Raw genomic sequence first — 21,531 nt, 5'->3', positions numbered from 1 at the left:
TTACGTTATGTAATAAAATTCCGGATGCGGATGTCCCAAAAAATCATGATGGGAAATGGTCCAGCAATAGGCGCCTGATTTCTCGAAGACAAGAACATCTCCCACACGTAAGCTCTCTAATTCGGCGTCCGTATGAAGTCGGTCTTTGGGTGTGCATAACTCCCCTACAATCGTTACTTTAGCCTTGTCTACTTCCGGTCTTGGAAAAGGATACGGCCATCTAACCGTCGGCACGACACAGAAAGGATGATTATGCCCCCAGGATGCCGGTAATCGATTATGATGCGTACCTCCCCTTAATACGGCGAAGAACTGGTCTTGCGACTGCTTAATATCAACAACTTCGGCCACATAATAACCGTAATCGGCGACGATGAATCTTCCCGGTTCGAAGAAAAGCTGCGTATCCTTTAAAGCCTGCAATGCTTCGCTCTCCGCTAGCATTGAGGTGAAAAGTTGCCAATCGAATTCAGGGGTATCCTCATAGGACACTCCAAACCCGCCGCCTGCATTAATTACCTGAACGTCCAATCCATACGAACGCTTCCATTGTTCCACCTTTTGCAGGTAGAGGTGAACCATGTCCACATGTAGTTCAGCTCGCAGATTGTTGGATAAGGAGTGGAAGTGAAATCCGCTGAAATGAACGTGTTCATTCTCTTCGTCTCTTAGAATGGCTAACGCTTCTTCAATGAAAGGTTCGTCGAGTCCGAATGGGCTAGGACGACCACCCATCGTAATCTTTGTTTGAGGTAACGTGTTCGTCCTTAGATTAATACGTAGCAGCACTTGCGTATGCCGATTCCATTCCTTCGCCAACATCACTAATTTTCTAAGCTCAAGAAGACTTTCTACATGGAGATAAGCAACGCCCTCCTTCATGGCCGCCTCCAGCTCCATGTCCTTCTTCCCTGGCCCTCCAAATAAGATCGGTACGCTCTTAGAAACCTCTCTCACGAGTAACAGTTCCCCTATAGATGCCACTTCAAAGCCTTTCACCAAAGGTAATAAGGCCTCGATAATCCTTTTGTCGGGATTAGCTTTGATCGCATAGAACAAGCTCGTTTGTTCAGGCATCGTTTCTAGCATCTTGTGGACATGGTTTCGAATACCTGCTAAGTCATAAACATAAGCACATATCGGCTCGCTGTTCTGTTCATGCCACTCGTGAATCCATCTCTCAATTTGACGGTTCATTTTCCCCCACCTATCACCTTTCGATAGTCCTCCCGCTTCTGCCGATACGCTCGGAATGCCGTATTCCGATCATCTCCTAGCACGAAAATATGCACGCCTCTTTCCGCCCACTTGGCATGACCATCCAGACTTCTCGATACGACGGCGTAAGGCACTTTGCATCGCTTGGACGCTTCATGCAAAATCTCTAAATTCCTTTGTACTTCTGGATGGTCGGTATCCCAAGGCACGGAGAGCGACTGCGACAGATCTGCTGCCCCCTCTAAGACAAAACCAACTTGTGGCACGGATAAGATCAATTCGCGTTGGTTCACACCCTCTAAGCTTTCGATCATCGGAACAATCATCAGTTGTTCATTGGCTTCAGCAATATAATCCGTTAGTGAAAATTTGGCATAAGCACCCGCTCGGCCACTGTTCAGGCTCCTCATCCCTACCGGATGATAATAAGCATAATGAACGGCCTCTTCGACTTGCTCTCGCCGCTCCACATGTGGGATGACAATTCCTTGGGCCCCGCAATCTAGCACTTTCAATATTTCGATCCGATCCACCTTGGATATTCTCACCAACGGGGTAATGTCTAGCAGCTCCGCGGCGCGAACCATCTCTTCAATCGTCTCCATATTCGTCGATGCATGTTCATAATCGATAATGACAAAGTCGTATTCCGCATAGCCAATCAACTCAATCACAATCGGGTGCGGTATGGACACGAATAGTCCAAAGACAGGCTTGCCGCTCCTTATCTTTTCCTTCAGCTTATTTTTTCTCATGCCAAGGTATCCCTCGCCAGCAAGAGAGGATTGCTTGCTTTGCGGAAGTATAATTCGCTATCCCCATAGATGCGTCGCTTTGTCATCTCTTCGATCAAGGCGTCTTCCGCAAACAGGTCAAACATCTTAAACCTCTCTTTATACTCCGGGTATTCATTCTGATAGCTCATAATCGTTTGTGCACATTTGCGCCAGAAATCCTTCTCGCTTAGTCCGAATCTTTCAAGCGTAAAGCAAATGTCCGTCATGCATATGAAGAAGAACGCGTCATACGTATAATCTCTAACCTCCGACACTGCGTCCGTCTGAATAAACGAGTATCTATTAAATTTTCGATGCGTCTCCGGCTCTGGGTTCAGCTTCGGCGCCCAATCCGGTCGTAATAGCTGGTCAGGCACGTAGCGAACGCCGTCGTGCAAATCTTTGATAATTATTCTTGTCGGCAACCCATTTTCCACAACTAGAATGATGTTCTGCGCGTGGGATTCAAGCGCAATCCCATGCGTGTACATCAGATGGATGATCGGAAGAATCAACGTTCTAATTAACGCATCGCTCCAGTGCTCTACCCCATATTGGTCAATCGCCGCTTGAATGAACGACTCGCCGTTCCTCTGTGTGAGCAACAAAGCGTTTAAAGGCCACGCTTCTTCGTGTTCGCCAAGGTATGTCGACACATTCTCTCGATAGATGGCCCCCAGCATGCCATAGGCTGAACGATATTGAATCGACGGCAGCTTATCGTATCGGAAGGAAACACCCATCACTTCTCTTAAAATATGAAACCGTTCCCGCTTCAACAGGCTATCCTCCTGAATAATGTGGTTGATCCAGTCACTTATTCGCGGTGCATTCTGAGTCGTATGATGCGCCAGAATACGACTCGTCGAAGTATTCGTTATACTTAGCGCTAATTTAATATAGGTTGCCTCCGTGCTATCTCGATGAGCCAATGTCCGAATCGACTGCTGTGCCCTATACGGACGATTCGATGTTCCCAAATACACAATATCTTTATTTATCCTTTGTTGAACGAAGACGGATGGAAGGGAATGCTCCCACTGCCAAGGATGTACGGGTAAGAACACATATTTCTTATCCCCACAGCCATTTTCTCGTAGGGTTTGGTTGAATTTGCTCCGATCTTCCTCTGTGAGATGAAGTTTGTAAATATCATCTAGTGAATTCTCGCTAGAAACAGCCATGTCTGTCAGCTGCTCATTTACCGCAACCCAGTGTAAGGCAACCTCTTGGTTAAATTCAGGTCCGTATGCATAGTTATCCGCTAAGGAAAAACCGATTCTCGACTTATAACTAGGATGATACGGATGCCCATCCGTCATATGACTTTCCAATGCTTCATAATGCCGATCTTCCTCTGGAATCCGGTCCAATTGGAGCTCCTTGAATTGGTTATCCTTCGCCAAGGTTTCCAACAACTCATGGATGAATGAAGCCGTATGCGCTCCTATCAATTGATTCTGAATCACTTCTTCGAGAAAAATATAGAAGTTAGCGCATGGCTCCTCTTCTCTTCTGATCGAGTTTTTTGCAATTTTCACTCTCCCGAATGACCATTTCACATCGGCTTCGCATGAGTAGTGGACGATGTTCTCCTCCGTGGTTTTCCCAATGAAAGACCACCTGCTATCGTTAGGGGTAATGTCGATGATTCCCTCGAAAATAAGGGCTTCCATCGTCTGACGCATCATTCTCTCCGTAACTTCCTCAAAGGCAGTCAGCTTTTCTTTAACCAAGTAGTCTGTTCGTTCCATTGGTTTCACTCCCTACATTGTTCATCCTATTGTTTACCGGAACGTAAGACGGTGTCTCGCTGTTCCCCGCAAGACAGCTCATCATATTTTTCTTCGCATAGAAAACGTTAGCCGTTAGTAAATGAAGCACGTATTCATTTCCGCTCTCTTCATATTCTTGCTTGAGAGCTTCCCGCACCATTCCCCAGAAATACTCTTCACCTACTTGCACGCCTTTAGCTATGGCATGGATCAGAGATCCGAGATGATTCACGATAAAGTAATAGGTCGTGCGCGCCCATGCCTCTTCTTTGGAATAAAAAAGTAGGCCGGTCGTATCCGCATCCTCTACAGCCTTTTCCCTATTCACGCTTACCCCTTCCAAATCTCGAATAATAAAAGCCTGGGGCATACCGTTCTTAAGGGTTAATAAACAATTCTGCAAGTGGGCTTCGAAATGAATGCCCTTCTCTTCCGCTATACGAACGATCGGCAACAGGGAGATATCCAGATATTGCTGAAACCATCGTTCGATATGCCGACGATCCATCAACGCAAATAGGCGAGGCGTCTCATCCTTCATAGGAGCTTCAACTAGACTCGACAACACGAAAGTTGAGGTTTCGTCGAACTCAATTGGACGATAGGCGACTGCTAATAATTTTGTGATGTCATCCTCCTCAAAATGGCACTCACAGACACCCACCTCATACGCGATTTGGGTACTTAACTCTTTGTCAAAACAGCTTCTCTTCACCAAATAGTTGGCAGCATCCAACGTCCTTCGCATTTGTTCTTTGTTGTTGTTTCTCCTCATATTCGTGATTTGGATGTTTAACGGCAGCTTGATATTGCATCTCATCGCTGGAATATACACCGTACGTACCGAAGATGTGGGATAAGCTAGCGGGCCGCAGCTTCCTAGGAGAATGATTTTCTCTTCTTCGATGTAGTCCTTAACGGCTTTAATGGCTTGGACATGCTCATACTGCCAAGGATGAAGAGGTAGAACCCCGTAGTCACCGCTCTTCTCTTGAAGCATGCGTTGGACATACAATTGAACACTTTCATGCAACGCAATGCGGCTTTTCCCCGTAACCCATTCTTCTCGATAAACATCTTTCCTCACAGCCATATAGCACAATTGAAAAGAGGCCTGGAGCTCCGGGCAAAACTTCCTAACGTCATCCTCGGCAAAGCCTAGCGTATTTTTAGGAAAAGGATGTAACGGGTGCCCATAGAGTAACGATTGTTCAGATGACAAATAGTCCAGCATCCGAGCATGAGTCGAATGGATGGAATGCTCTACGAATATGTTGAGATTCCGATAGCTGTTGGCTACCTTGTTAGAAAAATCAATTGCCTTCTCGTTCGTAATAAACGAATGGTGTTGTTGTAGCTCCCTCACAATCCATTGCACCAAGTCGGCATAATCTAGTTCCTGTCCATTATTCACGCGATAATGTTCGTATTCATGCTCGCCAATGGCTGAATAATAGGAAAGCTCACCGGAAAGGATGACGTCACTCGCCGGGAAGTCAAACTCATATGTATTTTCTTGGTGATTGATGGAAAATAGGGAGGAATGTTCATAACAGAACTCCCTAACATAACAATTTAGCAACGTCTTGCACGTATGATAGTTGGCTTGTTCCTGACGGTTAAGCCACTGTTTTTTCCCCGTTCCCAGCAACGACTTCCACCTTCCTCCCGTTTATAAATAGCACAAGGGGTAAAGTGACCAGCATTAACGCACCCAAAGCGATGCACTCTTCCTTTAATGCCGTCCACTTCGCATGCCCAGCAAGCTCTCCCGATTGCACGATCATCTGCCAACGCACCTCATAGTACACACCCAACAGCATCACAGCGAAGGAAGAAGCTAGCCTTTGTATCGTGTTCGACAACGCAGAACCCTCATGCAAGTCTTCTTCTGGTAATGCGTTAAGTCCGATTGCAGTCACCGTCATGTCAGATAACCCATTACCGATGCCTCTCAATGACATGAGGAAAAGCAGAACGAATAAGGAGACTCCCTTCGGAACAAATGCAAATGACAATACCGATACCGCAACGAATCCGATGCCATAAGCGATAAATCTCAAGGACTTGCCAGAATCGATCAAGCTGCCGCCCACCCACACGAACAAGCTCGTAAATATAGCCGTTGGAATAAACATGGCACCTGTCACAGAAGGCGACAGCTGGAGCACCTCTTGGAGGATCAACGGCACAACGAAGATCACACCGAACATCACGGAATCCTGAATCATCGAAATGAGAAGCGACGTCGTATAAATGGGATTGCGACGCAGCAGACTGTAACGAATTAAGGGTTCTTCCTTCCCATTTTCAGTCTGAATAAAGCGAATTAGCGCAACTATACCTAATAGCAGCAATAAGCAAGGGATCCATTTGGGAACAGTAGGATTTGAAACCATTTGAATACCCAGAATTAGCGACGTGAGACTAAAAATGATCAAGGTAATACCCTGAAGATGAATAATCTTCCTATTGGCAGGGGAATAGGGCCTAATTTGTGTGCAGCACAGCACGAACGAAAGCAGTGCAAACGGAACATTGATCCAGAACAAGTACTTCAGCTGCCCGAATTGAATAATTGCCCCGCCCAAGGTTGGTCCGATAGCCGGCGCGATCATTAACAATATCCCCCATGCCCCTACTACTCTTCCTCTTACTTCTTTGCCGTAATAATCAAACAGCAGCACAAGCGACAAAGGAATCATCAAGCCCGCCGCGACGCCATGCATCAGACGCACTAATAAGACAATCTGCACATACTGACTGAATAAGCCGCCCAATATCGAAAACAGACCATAGATTGCGATACCTAGAATATAAGTATTCTTCCTACCGAGACGATCGACGACCAGCGAAGTCAAAGGCATTGTAATCGTCATCGCCAACATATAAAGGATAATAATCCATCCGCCAAATGCAGTGGATATTCCGTACATTTGAACGAAGCTCGGTAGCAAAATATTAAAAGCACTATTCGTCAAAACCAAAGAAAAGGCTCCGATCAAGATGGATAATAGAACTGAATGCTTCTTTACGTTGGCTATGCTTATCATTGGTCTCGCATCTCTTCAATGGCTTGATTGACGGATTTCTCGAAAATGGATAATACCTCTACCGTTTCAAGCACAGTAATCGTAAGTGGCGGCAAAAAACGCAGTACAGCCGAGCGGCGGCCTCCTACTTCGATAATCAGACCGTTCTTAAAGCATCTCTCTTGAATCCTCGAAGCCAAGTCTCCATGAAGAGGATAGTGTCCTAAACGGTCTTTACGACCTTTTGGATTTACAATCTCAACTCCGATCATCAAGCCTCTTCCGCGAACATCACCAATCTCTTCATGTTTATCCCGCAGACGATAGAGTGTCTCAAAAAATTGCGAGCTGCGCTCATTTACTTGATCAAGAACCTTGTTTTCTTTCATATATTTCAACGTTGCGAGCCCCGTAGCCATACCTAATTGATTGCCACGGAATGTACCCGTATGCGCGCCCGGCTGCCATTGATCCAGTTCTTCTTTATAGATGACAACAGACATCGGCAAGCTTCCGCCAATCGCCTTAGAGCAAATAATGACATCTGGAATAATACCAGCATGCTCGAAGGAAAACATTTTACCGGTTCTACCGATGCCGGTTTGCACCTCGTCTATGATAAGAGGAATCCCTCTTTCGGCCGTGATGCGCCGTAATTGTCTCAACCATTCGAGATCCGCTGGAATAGCTCCTCCCTCTCCCTGAACAGTTTCGATAATCAGACCACAGGGTGCGGCGATTCCACTCTCGCAATCATCCAGCAAATTCTCGATATACTGCGCACTAATCTGGGCGGTCATGCCTCCCCCGATGCCGAATGGGCAGCGATATTCATAGGGGAAAGGAAGGAAGTGGACATCCGGTAACAAGCTTTGCAAATGTTGCTTCTTGCTCAGGTTGCCGCTCATGGACATCGTCGCTTGCGTCGAACCATGGTAGCCTCCTTGGAAAGCCAAAATAGATTTACCATTGGTTGCGTTCTTCACTAGCTTGATTGCTGCTTCCACTGCATCCGCGCCCGTCGGTCCACAAAACTGAATTTTGGCAGTGTCTCTTAACTCTTCAGGCAAAATAGAGAAAATTTCCTGCATAAACTCCATCTTTAAGGGCGTTGCCAGGTCTAAGGTATGTAGAGGGATTTGCTTCTCAAGAAAGTCCCTTATCGCTGCGATAACGACGTCATGATTGTGGCCTAGTGCTAAGGTGCCTGCTCCCGAAAGGCAATCGTAATAGGTCTTCCCTTCTGTATCGGTAATGATTAAACCCTTCGCCTTGTCGATGACGAGCGGGAACCGACAAGGATAAGATTTGGCATTGGACTCCTTATCATTCTGCAGCTGTAAATAGGCATCCCCGGCACTTACGGATATCATTATTGAACGCTCCTTTTATTCTTCAAATAAATACTGCAAGTAAGCTTTGAATACATCTATAGATTCCCCTTGAAAAAATAGATGCGGATCGATCATATCCGGTAAGGCGTTTACCTCAAGAATCCCCCCATTGTCATCGTCTAGCGGAACACTTATATCTTTACAACGAATATCAACACCTGCGACGTCAACGTTTAGAGCCTTTGCAGCCTCAATAGCGACGCTCACGTTAAACGGACAAGTCCGTTCGGTTCGATCGGTTACGATTTCGCTTATTCTGTCCGCCAGGATATTCCCGTTCGCAAACAGCTCTAGCCGTTCCCCGATATCCAATAGGTCTTGAACGGTTCTACCTTGTTCCTGCAAATGCATGAGCAATGGCTTCGACTCGACGCTAATGGTTTGGAAAGATCCAGCTTCTCCTATGTTGTTGCGTCTAAGCTGGTCTTCATTCAACTGATAAATCAGTTGCTCAATCGTTGAGCGGCCATCCCCTACGATAAATGCAGGTTGATACTCCAAGACACCTATGGCTTTTCCTGATATGACCAATACGCGATAGTCCGTACCTTCCACATACTTTTGAATCATTACCGTGTCGCTATGAAGACGTGCCGTCTGAATCGCTTGATTCAAATCATCCTCACTTCGAATGCCTATTGTGACTCCCGCACTGCGACTGGCGTCCAAGGGCTTAACGGTCACCAAACGATAGGTATTCAGAAATCGAACAGCCTCTTCACTTGTCTGGGATACCACGATATAGTCAGGCACCGGTAATCCACATCTTCTTAACAAAAGATTGGTAGCTTCTTTGTTTTTGGCTAATAACCCTGCCATTAATGTCATCTTATGAGATCTTGTCTTGTTGATGATGATGTTCTTACCCCTATACGAAAGCTCTAAAAAATCTTCACACCCAACAACTAACGGTTCGCAAGCAATCCCCATTTCCCTCGCTTTATTAACAATGAGCTTGTTATGCGCGTTCTGTACGCAATGTTGGTTCACAGCAACCCCTCCCAATGACCGCACTCAAGTGTGCATTGCCCATTCCCTAATTGATAATGATTTTCAATATCAATAACATCCATCATATGGATTAAAAATTAAACTGTCAATACCAATCATTTTTGTATTTTTGTGTAATAAAAAAGAGCGCCTGTTTCCTAAGGAAACAAAGAGCTCTTCATAATGTTCTTCCCTAACCAGATAGAATTGTCCTTACTCTCTACCCATTAGACACGACTTCATGCTTAATCTTGGGGCAGGTTGGACAATAATCCTCGGGCTCGTCCGAAGCCAAATAATAATAACAGCAAGTTTGTCGAATGCGAATAGGCACATCTGAAGCAAGGGTGGCCTTCTTAGGACTATTGAATCTCGCAAACGGATTTTTGTTCTCTCCAAAAAGATGCGCCGGTGCTTCATTAAGCAGATATTCGAAATCCTCTTGTACACGGGAGTTTTGATCCGCGGAGACTCCCTCACCAAATTTATTTTCATAAAGCCAATAGACATAGATGGCCGTATTTTCCCATAAAACAGCCTTCGAAATAGGGGCCATCTTGGACAGAGAAAGCCACGCTTTGGCAATATTCTCGGCGAAGATGTTGTGAATGATCTGATCGCGCCATTCCTTCCGGTTACCCTCTGTTGGTTGAGAGACCGGCCAGTCTGCCAATCGCACTCTTGGAAGCCATGCCTGACCCTGATAGTAGGACTCAATATGACAGTTGGCAATGGAATAATCTATGCCCTTGTTAAATACGCTCATTGCATAGAGACTTGAGGCAATGATCAAGTAACTATATCTCTTGGCAAATAGCGATACGGTAGCGACATGGGACGAGGATTCAAATATACTCGATACCCCCGCCAAATATTCCAGACTCTTTTCTTTGTTCAGTAAATCAATCGCCGGCATGGAAAACCTTCTGTCGGACGACGGCTCTAGCATTAATCGATAATCTTGAACTAAAACGTCAACTTCTTCCGGTTTAAACATAACTACCATCGCTTTGTCCTCATTTTCTTTATCCGCTTTCCCCTGCGGAATAACGTGTTTAGGATAGGGTCCTCTCCTTGCCGTAAGGCACCCACATCGGCGTTCACGACTCATCACCTTTAATTACCATAAATTTTATCAAACATTGTCAATCTGTCAATAAGAATGATTATTATTATCAATTATATTGAAAAAATTTACCTTTTCCACTAAAATGACTTAGAACTGTCCCAGATTAATTGATTCGCAACCTAGGGGGAAATCCAATTGAAACAAGCATTCGTTATCGTCATTGCGGCGGTACTGTGGCTGACGACGGGCTGTAGCTCATCTACGTCATCCAACCGATACATAGCGGCAGAAGCTCCAGCCATCGAACCGACTCCATCGGTAATCGAACAATCCACCCAGACGGATAATCCGCAATCGAGTGAACTATCCAGCCCAGAGAAAGCTGAACCAACGCTGCAGAACGAGAAGAACGAGGAACCAACACCAGAGAAAACACCAGAGCCCACCAAAAACAGCAAAAAGTTAACGAAATCTCAACAGCTGCAGGAAGCCAAGAAGAACAACGAATCCATAAGCAAAGCCGTCACAGATTCCATTATGGACAAAAATTCGGATCAGGAGGCTAAGAGCGACCAAGAAGTCTCCTCGTTGAAAGAGCCCATCGAACACATTCGATCGCTAGTCAAAGACCTGAAGCAGCATGCCGACAACAACGAAGCAGACAAAATGAAGGACACAAGCACTCAGATCGCCCAAGATTGGGAAGCCATGAAAGGGGATGTACAATCCTCCTATCCAGACATGGTCGACTTCCTCCAAGAGAAAATGACTAAATTAGATGAACTGCAAAGCGCTGATCCGATTGACTCTGCGGCGATATTACAGATCGATTACGAGCTATATCAAGCCTTACGCCAGCTAGCCGAGAAAGCCGGTGTATGATTTCCATATAAGCAGAACTGGAAAATTATTCTTGACACAAACATAAGACTCGCCTTATTGTAGGTGATAATGATAATCGTTATCATAATAATCGATCTTTGAAAGGTGGATTTCTTTTTCCCATGATAAAGTCTACACTCCGCTCCATAGCCTTATGTCTTTCCCTGTTGCTGGCGATCGTTTCCGTTCCGTTCGCTGCGACGGCAGCCGAAGCACCGATCAAAGTCGTGCTCGACGGCCAGACACTCAGCCTGAGTGTTCAGCCGCAAGTGATCAACAGTGTACCAATGATTCCTTACAACTCGATCGCGTCCAAAATCGGCGCCACTGTGAGCTTTGATCAGAAAACGAAAAAAATTAAAACCACAAGAGGCAAAACGACTGCTGAACTTACTCAAGACAGCAACCAGGCTACCGTGAACGGAAAAGCTGTTACTCTCAACGCCAAAGTAATCACGAAAAGTGGAACTTCACTTGTTCCCCTCCAATTCCTTGGCGATGCATTTGGCTTATGGGTGAACTGGAGCGCCGCCACCAAAACGGTAAGCATTGAAACAAAGCGTACAATCACTCACGCTATGGGTACAACAACGCTGACCTCTGTTCCGAAACGCGTCGTCGTCCTATTTAACGGTATGGTAGACATCTCATTAACTTTGGGTGTCAAGCCTGTAGGTGCAGTCGAATCATGGGTTCAAGCTCCTTGGTACCACTACCTGCGCTCCGACATGAGTGGGGTCAAGAACCTCGGCAGCGAGCTCCAGCCGAATATCGAAGCGATCGTTGCGTTAAAGCCCGATTTGATTATCGGGGCAAAGCCACGTCACGAGAAAATTTATAGTCAATTGTCCAAAATTGCTCCCACGCTATTAGCAGACCAATTGTTCGAGTGGAAAGTAAATATGGATATGGCCGCACAAGCCTTGAATAAAGAAGACAAAGCCTCTTCCTTCATGAAGGATTGGAACAAACGGGTAGCAGACTTCAAGTCCAAAGTCAGCAGCCTTGCTAATAACGAAATATCCATCGTCCGCTTCTACGGCGACAATTCTGCACGTATCTACGTAACTGGATTCGCGGGCTCCATCCTGCAAGAGCTCGGCTTGAAACGACCGAAATCGCAGCAATCGCCAGACAAGGTATTCATAGATCTTGCTTCCCAAGAGCAGATTCCGCTCATAGACGGAGACATCATCTTCAATATCACATCCAGTAACGGCGGCGGAGATGAGTTCAAAACCCAGGAGGAGTGGAAGAAGAATCCACTTTGGGAAAATCTCAAAGGCGTTAAGAACGGAAAGTACTATCAAGTCAACGATATTACCTGGAACATGTCAGGCGGGGCGACAGCTGCCAAAATGATGCTTGATGACCTGTTTTTCTACTTCGATCTGTAAAATCTTATAACTAAAGCGATGCATAGAAGAATGGGCTGTCCGGCTCATTCTTTTGTGCGTCATGGAACTGGAGCGGCGATCATGGAAAGGTTGTTTGCTGGAAGTCTATCTAAAGCCTCCGGCCTTGCGTTCGGATTCATCCTATTGCTCGCGTTCATATACGCCAGCATGGCTTACGGAGCGACACCGATCAGCTGGTCTGACGTGTATCATTCATTCACGCAATATGATGCCACTTCGAATGCACACATTATCGTGCAAACCTCGCGCGTGCCAAGGGCGCTCACTGCGGCAGCTATCGGGGCTAGTCTAGCTGTTGCTGGATCACTCATCCAAGGACTAACGAGAAATCCGCTCGCTGATCCGAACATACTCGGGATCAACTTTGGTGCATCGTTCATGATCGTGTTTACCGTAACTGTATTTTCCGTCACCTCGCTGCCGGTTCTAACAGGTGTATCTTTCGTGGGCGCAGCAGTTGCAGCCATCGCGGTTTACTTGTTGGGCTCTCTCGGAAGAGATGGTCTGACGCCCCTTAAGATTATATTGGCGGGAGCCGCGCTGAGCGCCCTCTTCTCCTCCTTCACGCAAGGGATGCTCGTGCTCAACGAGCAGGGTTTGAACGAGGTCATGTTCTGGCTAACCGGATCGGTTGCAGGTCGATCAATCGACATGCTGACGGCTGTGTTGCCGGTTATGGCGGTCGGCTGGATCGCCGCGTTCATCGTCGCGAGACATATGAACGTGCTGACGATGGGCGAGGATACAGCACAAGGACTTGGTCAGCGGACGATTGTCGTGAAGCTGGTCGTCGGCCTCATTGTCATTGCGCTCGCTGGCAGCTCGGTCGCAGTAGCCGGTCCAGTCGGCTTTATCGGATTGATCGTGCCTACGATTGCCCGTCTATTTTCTGGCAACGATTACCGGTGGATCATCCCGTACAGCGCCGTTATCGGTGCAATTCTCGTACTTGCGGCTGATATTGCAGCACGTTTCGTCATCCGACCTGAGGAGCTGCCGGTCGGTATCATGACGGCAATCATCGGCATTCCCGCATTCATAGCGATCGCCAGAAAGGGGATCGTCAAAAAATGAAAGGTTATATGCATGTCCGATTCAAGAAAGTCCCTGTCTCCTTTTTTCTACATAAAAAAACAGTAAAGTTAACGATCGGGCTTGCCTTAGCTAGCGTTGTTGCATTTCTATTGAGCACCTCACTCGGCGATATGCGTATTCATCCGCTAGACGTTGTCAGGGCGATGTTCGGAAGCGGTACCGAAGAGCATCGGCTCGTGGTTCAGACGCTACGCCTACCCAGAATCATTGCCGCGTTCCTCGTCGGTGCTGCTCTGGCAGTAGCTGGCTCGATCCTGCAAGGAATCATTCGTAACCCGCTTGCTTCCCCCGACATTATCGGCATTACGAGCGGCGCTTCTCTTGCTGCGGTTGCGTTTATCAGCTATTTGGCAGGATCGGTTAGCATCGTATGGCTTCCAGTAGCGGCGATGGTCGGGGCTGGTGTCACATCTATTCTCATTTATTGGCTTGCGTGGAAGAAAGGCGTGACACCCATCCGCCTCGTACTAGTCGGGATCGGCATGAACTTCCTACTCGGCTCAATAACCAAGGTGATGCTGGTTAAGAATCCGATCTTTACGTCGTCGCAAGCTTATGTCTGGCTAACAGGCACGGTGTATGGAACGGATTGGAGCATCGTATGGATGATCGTCCCATGGGTCGCCGTCTTTATTCCGCTCGCTTTCGTGCTTGCTAGGAACGTGAATGTGCTTCAACTCGGAGATGATATCGCGGCAGGTGCGGGAAGCTCCGTCCAACGGCAACGATTCACACTGCTTATGATTAGCGTGGCCCTTGCGGGTGCCGCCGTAGCGGTCGGTGGGGCTATTTCATTCATTGGTCTTATCGCGCCCCATATGACTCGTAAGCTGGTCGGTCCTTCGTTTGGTGGTGTACTCCCCGTGTCAGCCTTGATCGGCGGATTAATCGTTGTGCTCTCGGACACGGTAGCTCGTACGGCCTTCTTACCTTACGATGTCCCGGTTGGGGTATTTACCGCCGGCGTTGGCGCCCCTTTCTTCATCTATTTGCTGTATCGTAATCGAAATTCATAAGGAATTCATAAATTCGAACATAGTGATAGTGTGGCGTCTACACTCTCACTAGTGACGAATGGGGTTGCTCCTAAGATCATTTCTGATCCTAAAGGCAACCCCATGCTTCGTTTTAAATACGATTACGATTTACCGACACTACACTGATCTTTTATCGCTTGATTGATCTCCTGCCTCTTCTTCAACAGCCAGAGATCACTTCGCGGGAAATTGCTGAACGTTATTGGCTCGGCTAGATCACTTTCTAGTAAACTCAATACTTGCTCTCTACCGATTAAGCTTTCAAGCAGCTCAAGCGCGCGCAGATCCTGAAGTGCTTCGTATAGAATCTCCAACCGAATCGATTCCATTGGGCCTTGTTCCCCCGGATAGACCAGGTAAGCGTCCCCTGATGCAAAGGCGGCTCCTGCATCTGTAATCTGGAAGGGATTAAGTCTCTTAATCGAATATTGCGAATACCAGAAATTATAGCCCCAATGCAGGAAGCCTGCGATTTGAAACTTATACAGCTGCATGCCTATGATTCGATTCCGGTATGAGGGAAACGTAAAGAACCGATTGGACACTTCCTTGTATTGCACGCAGCAGTAGTAGGTCCAGAGATTGCTTACGTCGTGATCCAAGAAGGGCTCAATGTGATTGTTTGCGCATACGGGATGCCCGATTAACCCCTGCTCATAGAACGAATAGTCCGAAATACAATCCAAGACAGGCAAATCACCGAGTAAAGACCGCACAAGCTCACTCGACTTCCGATACGTTTCAAGATGAGCTAAGCTAGGTTCGTCCGAAACATGGAAGAAGCAGCGCTTGGACAAATCGTTATCTTGAATAAACGAGACAAGCTTCGTAAGCAGCTGGGTTATGAAATACTGGTAGGCTTCTCCGACCGCATCGGTCTCCCAACCAAATAGCTGCCGATACTCTCCATTTACCCTCGCCATAATCTTTGGTGCGTGACTCGCTCCCCATTGCGTATACAGGTGGGAAAACTCGTAATAATGTATTCCCCGGCTACTGCACAGATCAATCCAACGTTGTAGCTTCTTCAGATCGAAGCGGTAATTTTCGCCCTCCTTAAAGACATCTACAAGCTGTACGGTCGGCCTCTCTCCACCTACCTTCGTATCGAGGGGAGGTGTGAATAGAGGGGTCAATATCATATTGATCCCATGCTTCGCCGCCGTCTGTACATAGCTGTCGATAAGCTGCCAATGCTCCTCACTCCATATTTCGACTCCATACTGCGTGGCGAGACAATCGGTATGGAACCATTCTGTATGGATAAGCTTCTGCTCCGGTAGCAGGGCAGGTAGCACTTCCAATTCAAAGGTTTCTTCCCCTAGCTTCTCTCCGTCCACCGATTCAACAACAATCCCGATCGGATATAACTGGGCTGGTATCCGCTCATTAAGGTCTACGGAAACCCATAACGAGCGCCACTGCTCGGAATACGCAACGATTCCATCGTCTTCCTCTATTGGATATAGCGGATCAGGATATAAGCCTGGAGTTGAACGAAGAATATCGTCGTCATGGCCTTCGTATATGGGTAATTCGGAAGGAACAAGCCCAATCTGCCGAATCGTGATCACATGAGATAGCTCGGACTCTACTCGAGTGCGAATTCCCTTCATTCCTCTATCGGATCGGTAAGCAATCTGGAAAGCATAGGTTTCATTCCCTAATGCTGCAGCTTTGGTGAATGGCAGATCGTTAAGCTCCGTATCTGCGAATACTTTAATGAGAGAGCTAAGGCATCTCGTCTCGAACTGTATTTTGTCCTGATTCATCTTTTCACCCCCAACTCTGACCTCAGACCATAAACGCCTTCATCTCGATGACCCGCTTCTCTACTCTGGACTGTTCCGCGGCAAATGCCATAAGATGGCTCTGTACGGAGTGCTCTGCGGAAGAAAGTGCGGCTCCGCTGCCACCCACCTTCAATAAGTTTACAAAGTCTCTCATCAATCCTGCATCTCCACCACCGTGGCCAGCATGTCCTCCTAGATCATCTAGAACAATGAATTCCGATTCCGCTTTATCGAAGCGGATGAGCTCGATTTCATTTTTCTCCATTGCGCCACGAATTTCACCCTTCGTCCCCATTAATTTAAGGGTGCGCGAGCACTCTTTCGTAAAGGCTGACATCGTGAAAGCCGCGGTCACTCCACCTTCAAACTCAATGTTCACGACCTGATGGTCAACGACATCATTGTCGCAATGATAGACGCAGCGACCATACGGTCCCTCCTTGAGAGCCTTCAATCGTGCTTCCTCGCTTTGGTCATCACTTATCGCCAGGGCCATCCAGCCCGCATCCTCGGCCAAGTACACTTTAGGAGCGTAATAGAGACATTCATCAGCTATTGGGCAGCCGTCCATACACCTTTTGGGCGCACCTACTGGCGCATTCACCGCATTGAAATAGGATAAGTCCCCGAATGAAGATATTCTTACGCAATTCGTCCCGGCAAGCCACAGTAGCGCATCCATATCATGGCATGATTTGGCCAGAATCATCGGACTCGACTTTACGCTATTCCCCCAATTGCCTCGTACGAAGCTATGCGCTTGATGCCAGTAGCCAACGTTCTCATTGTGTTGGATCGACATGAGCTGACCGATTGCACCTTCATCTAGCAGTCGTTTAAGCATTCCGAAGAAATTCGTATAACGCAGCACATGACAGATCGTTAAAGTTAAACCCGAGCTTCGTGCCTTCTGTTCCATCTCAATGCATTGAAGCGGATCTGGAGACATCGGCTTCTCCAGTAATACATGATATCCCACATCCAACGCCTTCATCGTCGGCTCGTAGTGCAGCTTGTCTTGGGTGCAAATAAGGATCGCATCCGCCAGCTTCGGCAAGGCAAGCAGATCTTCCCCCGTCTCAAAGCACATTGCGTCCTCAATGCCATGTAGCTCTTTGAACTTTTCCCTGCGCTCACGGTTTGGATCGGCTACAGCGACTAATTGCATTTCATCTGGATGGCTAAGCGCATATTCGGTATAAATATGTCCTCTCAGCCCTGCACCGATTAGAGCTACTTTAACTTTGCTCATGGTGTAGACCTCTCCCCTTGTCTAATTACTAGCATTTTCTATTCTTTAACGCTACCTACAGTCATTCCTTTTACGAAGTATTTTTGCAGGAAAGGATACACGAGCATAATCGGAAGAGCGCCAAGAAAGATTTGGGCAGTCCTCAGTGTTTTCTCACTTAAATTTTGCAGCGTTGAAATATCGTCCGAAGTAATCATTTTTAAATTTATAGACGTTACTAACGTGAACAGATAAGATTGCAGTGGATATTTATCCGGTGAATTCATATAGATAATCCCATCAAACCAAGAGTTCCAGTGCCACACGATTGTAAAAAGGCCAATTGTCGCGATTGAAGGCAACGAGACGGGTAAATAGATTTTCCATAACACAGTCCAATGCCCCGCACCGTCTATTAAGGCAGCTTCTTCCATTTCCTTCGGTATGCCTCTGAAGAAGTTAAGCATCATAATCATGTTCCAGACGTTAAGTGCTCCCGGGATAATCAAAGCCCAGATTGTATTCATCAACATCGTTTCTTTGACCACGATATACGTAGGAATAAGGCCGCCTCCGAAAAACATGGTAATGGCAAAAAACCAAACGTACCACGTCCTAAATCGGAATTGCGAGTTCGCCTTGGAAAGCGGATAGGCTGTAATAAATATAAAAAACATGCTAATGATTGTACCCAGCACTACCCTCTGTAGGGAAACACCTAGCGATCTAATAAACTCTACCTTCTGACCGAGAAAATGATAGGCTTCAAACGTAAAGCCGATCGGCAATAGCTTTACCTCCCCAGCGGAAGCAGCTACATTGGAGCTTAATGACACCGCAAGTAGATGAATGAAGGGTACGATACAAAGAAAAGTAATAAACGTTAAGAAGAACACATTGCCAATCGTAAAAATCCTCCTACTCAACGGAACACGATAGAACATACGAATCCACCTGCCTTCTAGAATATTCGATATTTGCTGAATCTATAGGCAAGATAATAGGAGATCGATACCATTGCGACGGAGATGACTGATTTGAATAGTCCTACTGCTGCTGCAGGCGCATATTGCTGATCGAACAATCCAAGCCTGTAAACAAAGGTGTCTATAATATCGCTACTTTCATATACAACCGGATTGTATAGAACAAGGATTTGATCAAATCCGGCATTGAGTACGCTCCCCAAGCTTAATGTGCACAGCAGGATAATGATGGGGGCCATACCCGGTAGCGTAATGTTCAGCATCTGCTTCCATCTTCCAGCTCCGTCTACCTCAGCAGCCTCGTAAAGACTAGCGTTAATCCCTACAATCGCCGCTAGGAAAATAATCATGTTATAGCCCATCCCCTTCCACACATCGGAACCGATGATAATGGAGACGAACCAGTTGTTCTTGGCCATAAACATAATCGGCTCTAACCCTAATCCGGAAATGATGGAGTTAACAGGACCATTCAGGGAGAACACTTCGATCATTACACCGCCCAATACTGCCCAGGATAGAAAGAAAGGCATGAATATACTCGTCTGTACGATTCGCTGGAACCAGCCTCTTACGATCTCATTCAGTAATAAAGCCAACAATAGGGGAATGGCTAACCCTAGACTGATTTTCATGACTGCGATGAAAAAGGTATTCCAGATCACTTGAGTAAAATCTGGTAGGTTGAAAATATATTCGAAATTCCTCCATCCCACAAACTTTGAATGGAAAAACCCCGAAGCTGGTTGAAACTTCTGAAAGGCCATCACGATACCGAATATCGGACCGTAGGCGTAAATTAATGTAACTATGACCCCAGGAATGAGCATCAGATGCAGCGGCAGTTCAACTTTTGCCTTTTTCGAACCTAGATATGAGTGCTTAATCATGGTGCAAGCCTCCCGATGTGAAATAAACGAGCAATCTGATTGTTTAAGAAAGGAGGGGGAGCGCTCTCCCCCTCCTTTCCTTTAACCTTGGTTTTTCGCATACCACTCGTTGACTTCTTCCGTAATATCGTCACCGCCAAGCTTCTTCCAGCTCGAAACAAAGCTATCATAATCGTCGAGAGGTGCACCCATGATGATCTTCGTAAAGGTTTCCGCGATCAGCTTATTCAGAGAAGCTCCCCGCTCAACCTGTGTTGGTGTTTGTACTCCGAAAAATTCATTTTCGACAAAAGTATTACTGTCCAGCACCTTCTTGGAAAGTCCGAACCCGCCATCCTTAGCTACCCGGCTGAAATAAATTCCCCATGCCACATTATCCCTCGGATTGGCCAAATATTTCTTGGATTCCGTGAAAAATAGAGCTGCATCCCCTGCTGCAAGGAAATCATCCGGTATATCTAGCTTCTCTTGTTTAGCATCTAGTGCAGTGTTAACCGCATTGAATGCATCGTTAAGGAAGTTCCGATAAATGAGCCGTGGCATAAACCAAAGGTATACATATCCTTTGTTTGGACCTCTGTAATCTGGAGAGCTCTTGTCAATATACTTTGGCTTCTGCATTTCCAGATAAAAGTTGGCTAGTTTGATAGCCGCTTCTGGATTTTTGTACTTTTTGTTGACGACCATGATTTCATTCAACGTTTGACTGATTAATGTTTTAGTAGGTTCTCCATTCACCGTAGGTAACGGTATTGCGATCCAATCTGCTTTCGGATCTTTGTCTTTATTTAGATTGAGCGGCCAGTTCGGTACCCACCACTCCCCTAGCGTAATGCCTACTTTACCGGCTACAATGTCTTCGCTTGCTTTATTTTCGTCTTTCAGCGCGAATTCCTTATCCAAGATGCCCTTCGAGTACCAAGATTGTAATTTTGCCAGCGCATCTTTGGTGCCCGGCTGTATGTCGCCGGCTAAGAGTTTTCCATCGTCTCCCTTGAGCCATCCGCCGGGATAAGAATCATAAGCGTAGAAAATCCCTCTAGCATCGAACCCCCATGCATTGATCAGGAAGTTCTTATTCATGGAGATTCCGTAAGTATCGTTTTTGCCGTTCTTATCCGGATCGTTCTTCACGAAGGCTTCGGCGACTTGCTCGAACTCTTCCATCGTTGTTGGAACTTGAAGATTCAAGTTTTTTAACCAGTCTGCACGAATATACCCCATTTGAACGGGACTTTGGTAACTCGTCGTTACCCCCATGAGTTTGCCATCGGAAGTCGTCGCTTGTAACGCCAGCCCTCCATCCGACTCCACGACCTTTTTCATTGTAGGTGAAGCATACTTCTCATAGACGTCGGTAAGATCAGCAATGAGATCCTGTTCTTTGAACTTCTCGAACGTCTGTTGATCCACCATCATGACATCCGGCAAGTCACCCGAAGCAATCGCTAAGCTAAACTTCTGTTGGAATTGGTCTTGTGGTACTGACCACAAGTATTTAACGTCAATGTTCGTCATTTCCTTCAAATCTTTCAAATATCCGTTTGTTTCCGGCGTTACGCCCTTCAGCGTATCCGGATCCTCCGGCGGACGATAAGAAAGCACCTGGGTTATCGTTAAAGGCTCTTCATACTTGCCAAGAGGATCATAATTCGTGGAATCAACCGGCTCCGCCGATGGCTGAGAGGAGGCTGGAGCTGAAGCCGGGGCCGATGCACTCGGAGATTCTGACCCTTGCTTGTTGTCATTGCCGTTCGAACATGCTGCTAACACCATTGAGAGTGTTAAGACTGTCCCTACTACTAAGTTAACCGATTTTCTAGCCATATTCCGCCCCCGTATGTCAATTTATATTACGTATGAGGTTATAAAATATAACTAACTCCTCACAAATTAAGTATAGGGCTTCAAGGATGACGTCAACAATATAAAGATCTTTACAACG

At 46.5% G+C, this 21,531-nt stretch carries 17 protein-coding genes; 4 read left to right on the top strand and 13 right to left on the bottom strand.

The annotated features are described in order from the left end of the window. The 8 genes from M1K58_RS19355 to M1K58_RS19320 form a co-directional block, all read right to left on the bottom strand. On the bottom strand, window positions 1–1,197 hold the full coding sequence (locus tag M1K58_RS19355; RefSeq protein ID WP_256760521.1) for a type III PLP-dependent enzyme: 1,197 nt from the start codon (window positions 1,195–1,197) through the stop codon (window positions 1–3). Then, the gene (locus tag M1K58_RS19350) at window positions 1,194–1,973 is read right to left on the bottom strand and encodes an HpcH/HpaI aldolase family protein (protein WP_256760520.1); all 780 of its coding nucleotides are present in this window, start codon (window positions 1,971–1,973) and stop codon (window positions 1,194–1,196) included. The genes M1K58_RS19355 and M1K58_RS19350 overlap by 4 nt, the downstream gene beginning before the upstream one ends. Beyond that, entirely contained in the window at window positions 1,970–3,748 is a 1,779-nt protein-coding gene (locus M1K58_RS19345) for an IucA/IucC family protein (protein ID WP_256760519.1), read from the bottom strand. The genes M1K58_RS19350 and M1K58_RS19345 overlap by 4 nt, the downstream gene beginning before the upstream one ends. Next, on the bottom strand, window positions 3,723–5,420 hold the full coding sequence (locus M1K58_RS19340; RefSeq protein ID WP_256760518.1) for an IucA/IucC family protein: 1,698 nt from the start codon (window positions 5,418–5,420) through the stop codon (window positions 3,723–3,725). Before M1K58_RS19340 ends, M1K58_RS19345 begins: the two co-directional genes overlap by 26 nt. Next, window positions 5,389–6,822 (bottom strand): MFS transporter, encoded by a 1,434-nt coding sequence (locus M1K58_RS19335; RefSeq protein ID WP_256760517.1) that lies wholly within the window; start codon window positions 6,820–6,822, stop codon window positions 5,389–5,391. Before M1K58_RS19335 ends, M1K58_RS19340 begins: the two co-directional genes overlap by 32 nt. Next, window positions 6,819–8,174, bottom strand: a complete 1,356-nt coding sequence (locus M1K58_RS19330; protein ID WP_256760516.1) for a diaminobutyrate--2-oxoglutarate transaminase — start codon at window positions 8,172–8,174, stop codon at window positions 6,819–6,821. The genes M1K58_RS19335 and M1K58_RS19330 overlap by 4 nt, the downstream gene beginning before the upstream one ends. A 15-nt stretch (window positions 8,175–8,189) precedes the next feature. Continuing rightward, the gene (locus tag M1K58_RS19325; RefSeq protein WP_256760515.1) at window positions 8,190–9,185 is read right to left on the bottom strand and encodes an ATP-grasp domain-containing protein; all 996 of its coding nucleotides are present in this window, start codon (window positions 9,183–9,185) and stop codon (window positions 8,190–8,192) included. 220 nt (window positions 9,186–9,405) lie between these two features. After that, window positions 9,406–10,191, bottom strand: coding sequence for an IucA/IucC family C-terminal-domain containing protein (locus M1K58_RS19320; RefSeq protein ID WP_256760514.1), 786 nt, complete (start codon window positions 10,189–10,191; stop codon window positions 9,406–9,408). A gap of 258 nt (window positions 10,192–10,449) precedes the next feature. Here M1K58_RS19320 and M1K58_RS19315 point away from each other — a divergent pair, with 258 nt between their 5' ends. The 4 genes from M1K58_RS19315 to M1K58_RS19300 all read left to right on the top strand — a co-directional run bounded on the left by M1K58_RS19315 (window position 10,450) and on the right by M1K58_RS19300 (window position 14,665). Next, window positions 10,450–11,136, top strand: coding sequence for a hypothetical protein (locus M1K58_RS19315; RefSeq protein ID WP_256760513.1), 687 nt, complete (start codon window positions 10,450–10,452; stop codon window positions 11,134–11,136). A gap of 122 nt (window positions 11,137–11,258) precedes the next feature. Further along, window positions 11,259–12,533 carry an ABC transporter substrate-binding protein gene (locus M1K58_RS19310; RefSeq protein WP_256760512.1) on the top strand — a complete coding sequence of 425 codons (1,275 nt, stop codon included), beginning with the start codon at window positions 11,259–11,261 and terminating at the stop codon, window positions 12,531–12,533. Window positions 12,534–12,614: 81 nt separating this feature from the next. Beyond that, window positions 12,615–13,628 carry a FecCD family ABC transporter permease gene (locus tag M1K58_RS19305; protein ID WP_256760511.1) on the top strand — a complete coding sequence of 338 codons (1,014 nt, stop codon included), beginning with the start codon at window positions 12,615–12,617 and terminating at the stop codon, window positions 13,626–13,628. Further along, entirely contained in the window at window positions 13,625–14,665 is a 1,041-nt protein-coding gene (locus M1K58_RS19300; RefSeq protein WP_256760510.1) for a FecCD family ABC transporter permease, read from the top strand. Before M1K58_RS19305 ends, M1K58_RS19300 begins: the two co-directional genes overlap by 4 nt. 122 nt (window positions 14,666–14,787) lie before the next feature. Here the strand turns inward: M1K58_RS19300 and M1K58_RS19295 are convergent, their stop codons facing one another. The 5 genes from M1K58_RS19295 to M1K58_RS19275 form a co-directional block, all read right to left on the bottom strand. Next, window positions 14,788–16,458 (bottom strand): DUF4091 domain-containing protein, encoded by a 1,671-nt coding sequence (locus M1K58_RS19295; protein ID WP_256760509.1) that lies wholly within the window; start codon window positions 16,456–16,458, stop codon window positions 14,788–14,790. Between the two features lie 22 nt (window positions 16,459–16,480). Continuing rightward, window positions 16,481–17,731 (bottom strand): Gfo/Idh/MocA family protein, encoded by a 1,251-nt coding sequence (locus M1K58_RS19290; protein ID WP_256760508.1) that lies wholly within the window; start codon window positions 17,729–17,731, stop codon window positions 16,481–16,483. Window positions 17,732–17,769: 38 nt separating this feature from the next. Beyond that, entirely contained in the window at window positions 17,770–18,654 is an 885-nt protein-coding gene (locus tag M1K58_RS19285; RefSeq protein WP_256760507.1) for a carbohydrate ABC transporter permease, read from the bottom strand. A gap of 17 nt (window positions 18,655–18,671) precedes the next feature. Continuing rightward, window positions 18,672–19,586: an ABC transporter permease gene (locus M1K58_RS19280; RefSeq protein WP_256760506.1), complete on the bottom strand. Its 915-nt coding sequence runs from the start codon at window positions 19,584–19,586 to the stop codon at window positions 18,672–18,674. An 81-nt stretch (window positions 19,587–19,667) separates the two neighbouring features. Further along, window positions 19,668–21,413, bottom strand: a complete 1,746-nt coding sequence (locus M1K58_RS19275; RefSeq protein ID WP_256760505.1) for an extracellular solute-binding protein — start codon at window positions 21,411–21,413, stop codon at window positions 19,668–19,670. Between the last annotated feature and the right edge of the window lie 118 nt (window positions 21,414–21,531).

Origin of the sequence: Cohnella sp. WQ 127256 (assembly GCF_024519285.1) — a bacterium.
Taxonomy (GTDB): domain Bacteria; phylum Bacillota; class Bacilli; order Paenibacillales; family Paenibacillaceae; genus Cohnella.
This window is presented reverse-complemented; position numbering and strand designations above follow the sequence as displayed.

Bases quoted from the DNA above. Each gene is read 5' to 3' on its own strand.
- M1K58_RS19310 (WP_256760512.1), top strand. From the start codon at position 11,259: ATGATAAAGTCTACACTCCGCTCCATAGCCTTATGTCTTTCCCTGTTG.
- M1K58_RS19285 (WP_256760507.1), bottom strand. From the start codon at position 18,654: ATGTTCTATCGTGTTCCGTTGAGTAGGAGGATTTTTACGATTGGCAAT.
- M1K58_RS19320 (WP_256760514.1), bottom strand. From the start codon at position 10,191: ATGGTAGTTATGTTTAAACCGGAAGAAGTTGACGTTTTAGTTCAAGAT.
- M1K58_RS19345 (WP_256760519.1), bottom strand. From the start codon at position 3,748: ATGGAACGAACAGACTACTTGGTTAAAGAAAAGCTGACTGCCTTTGAG.
- M1K58_RS19305 (WP_256760511.1), top strand. From the start codon at position 12,615: ATGGAAAGGTTGTTTGCTGGAAGTCTATCTAAAGCCTCCGGCCTTGCG.
- M1K58_RS19330 (WP_256760516.1), bottom strand. From the start codon at position 8,174: ATGATATCCGTAAGTGCCGGGGATGCCTATTTACAGCTGCAGAATGAT.
- M1K58_RS19295 (WP_256760509.1), bottom strand. From the start codon at position 16,458: ATGAATCAGGACAAAATACAGTTCGAGACGAGATGCCTTAGCTCTCTC.
- M1K58_RS19280 (WP_256760506.1), bottom strand. From the start codon at position 19,586: ATGATTAAGCACTCATATCTAGGTTCGAAAAAGGCAAAAGTTGAACTG.
- M1K58_RS19355 (WP_256760521.1), bottom strand. From the start codon at position 1,197: ATGAACCGTCAAATTGAGAGATGGATTCACGAGTGGCATGAACAGAAC.
- M1K58_RS19350 (WP_256760520.1), bottom strand. From the start codon at position 1,973: ATGAGAAAAAATAAGCTGAAGGAAAAGATAAGGAGCGGCAAGCCTGTC.
- M1K58_RS19275 (WP_256760505.1), bottom strand. From the start codon at position 21,413: ATGGCTAGAAAATCGGTTAACTTAGTAGTAGGGACAGTCTTAACACTC.
- M1K58_RS19300 (WP_256760510.1), top strand. From the start codon at position 13,625: ATGAAAGGTTATATGCATGTCCGATTCAAGAAAGTCCCTGTCTCCTTT.
- M1K58_RS19290 (WP_256760508.1), bottom strand. From the start codon at position 17,731: ATGAGCAAAGTTAAAGTAGCTCTAATCGGTGCAGGGCTGAGAGGACAT.
- M1K58_RS19335 (WP_256760517.1), bottom strand. From the start codon at position 6,822: ATGATAAGCATAGCCAACGTAAAGAAGCATTCAGTTCTATTATCCATC.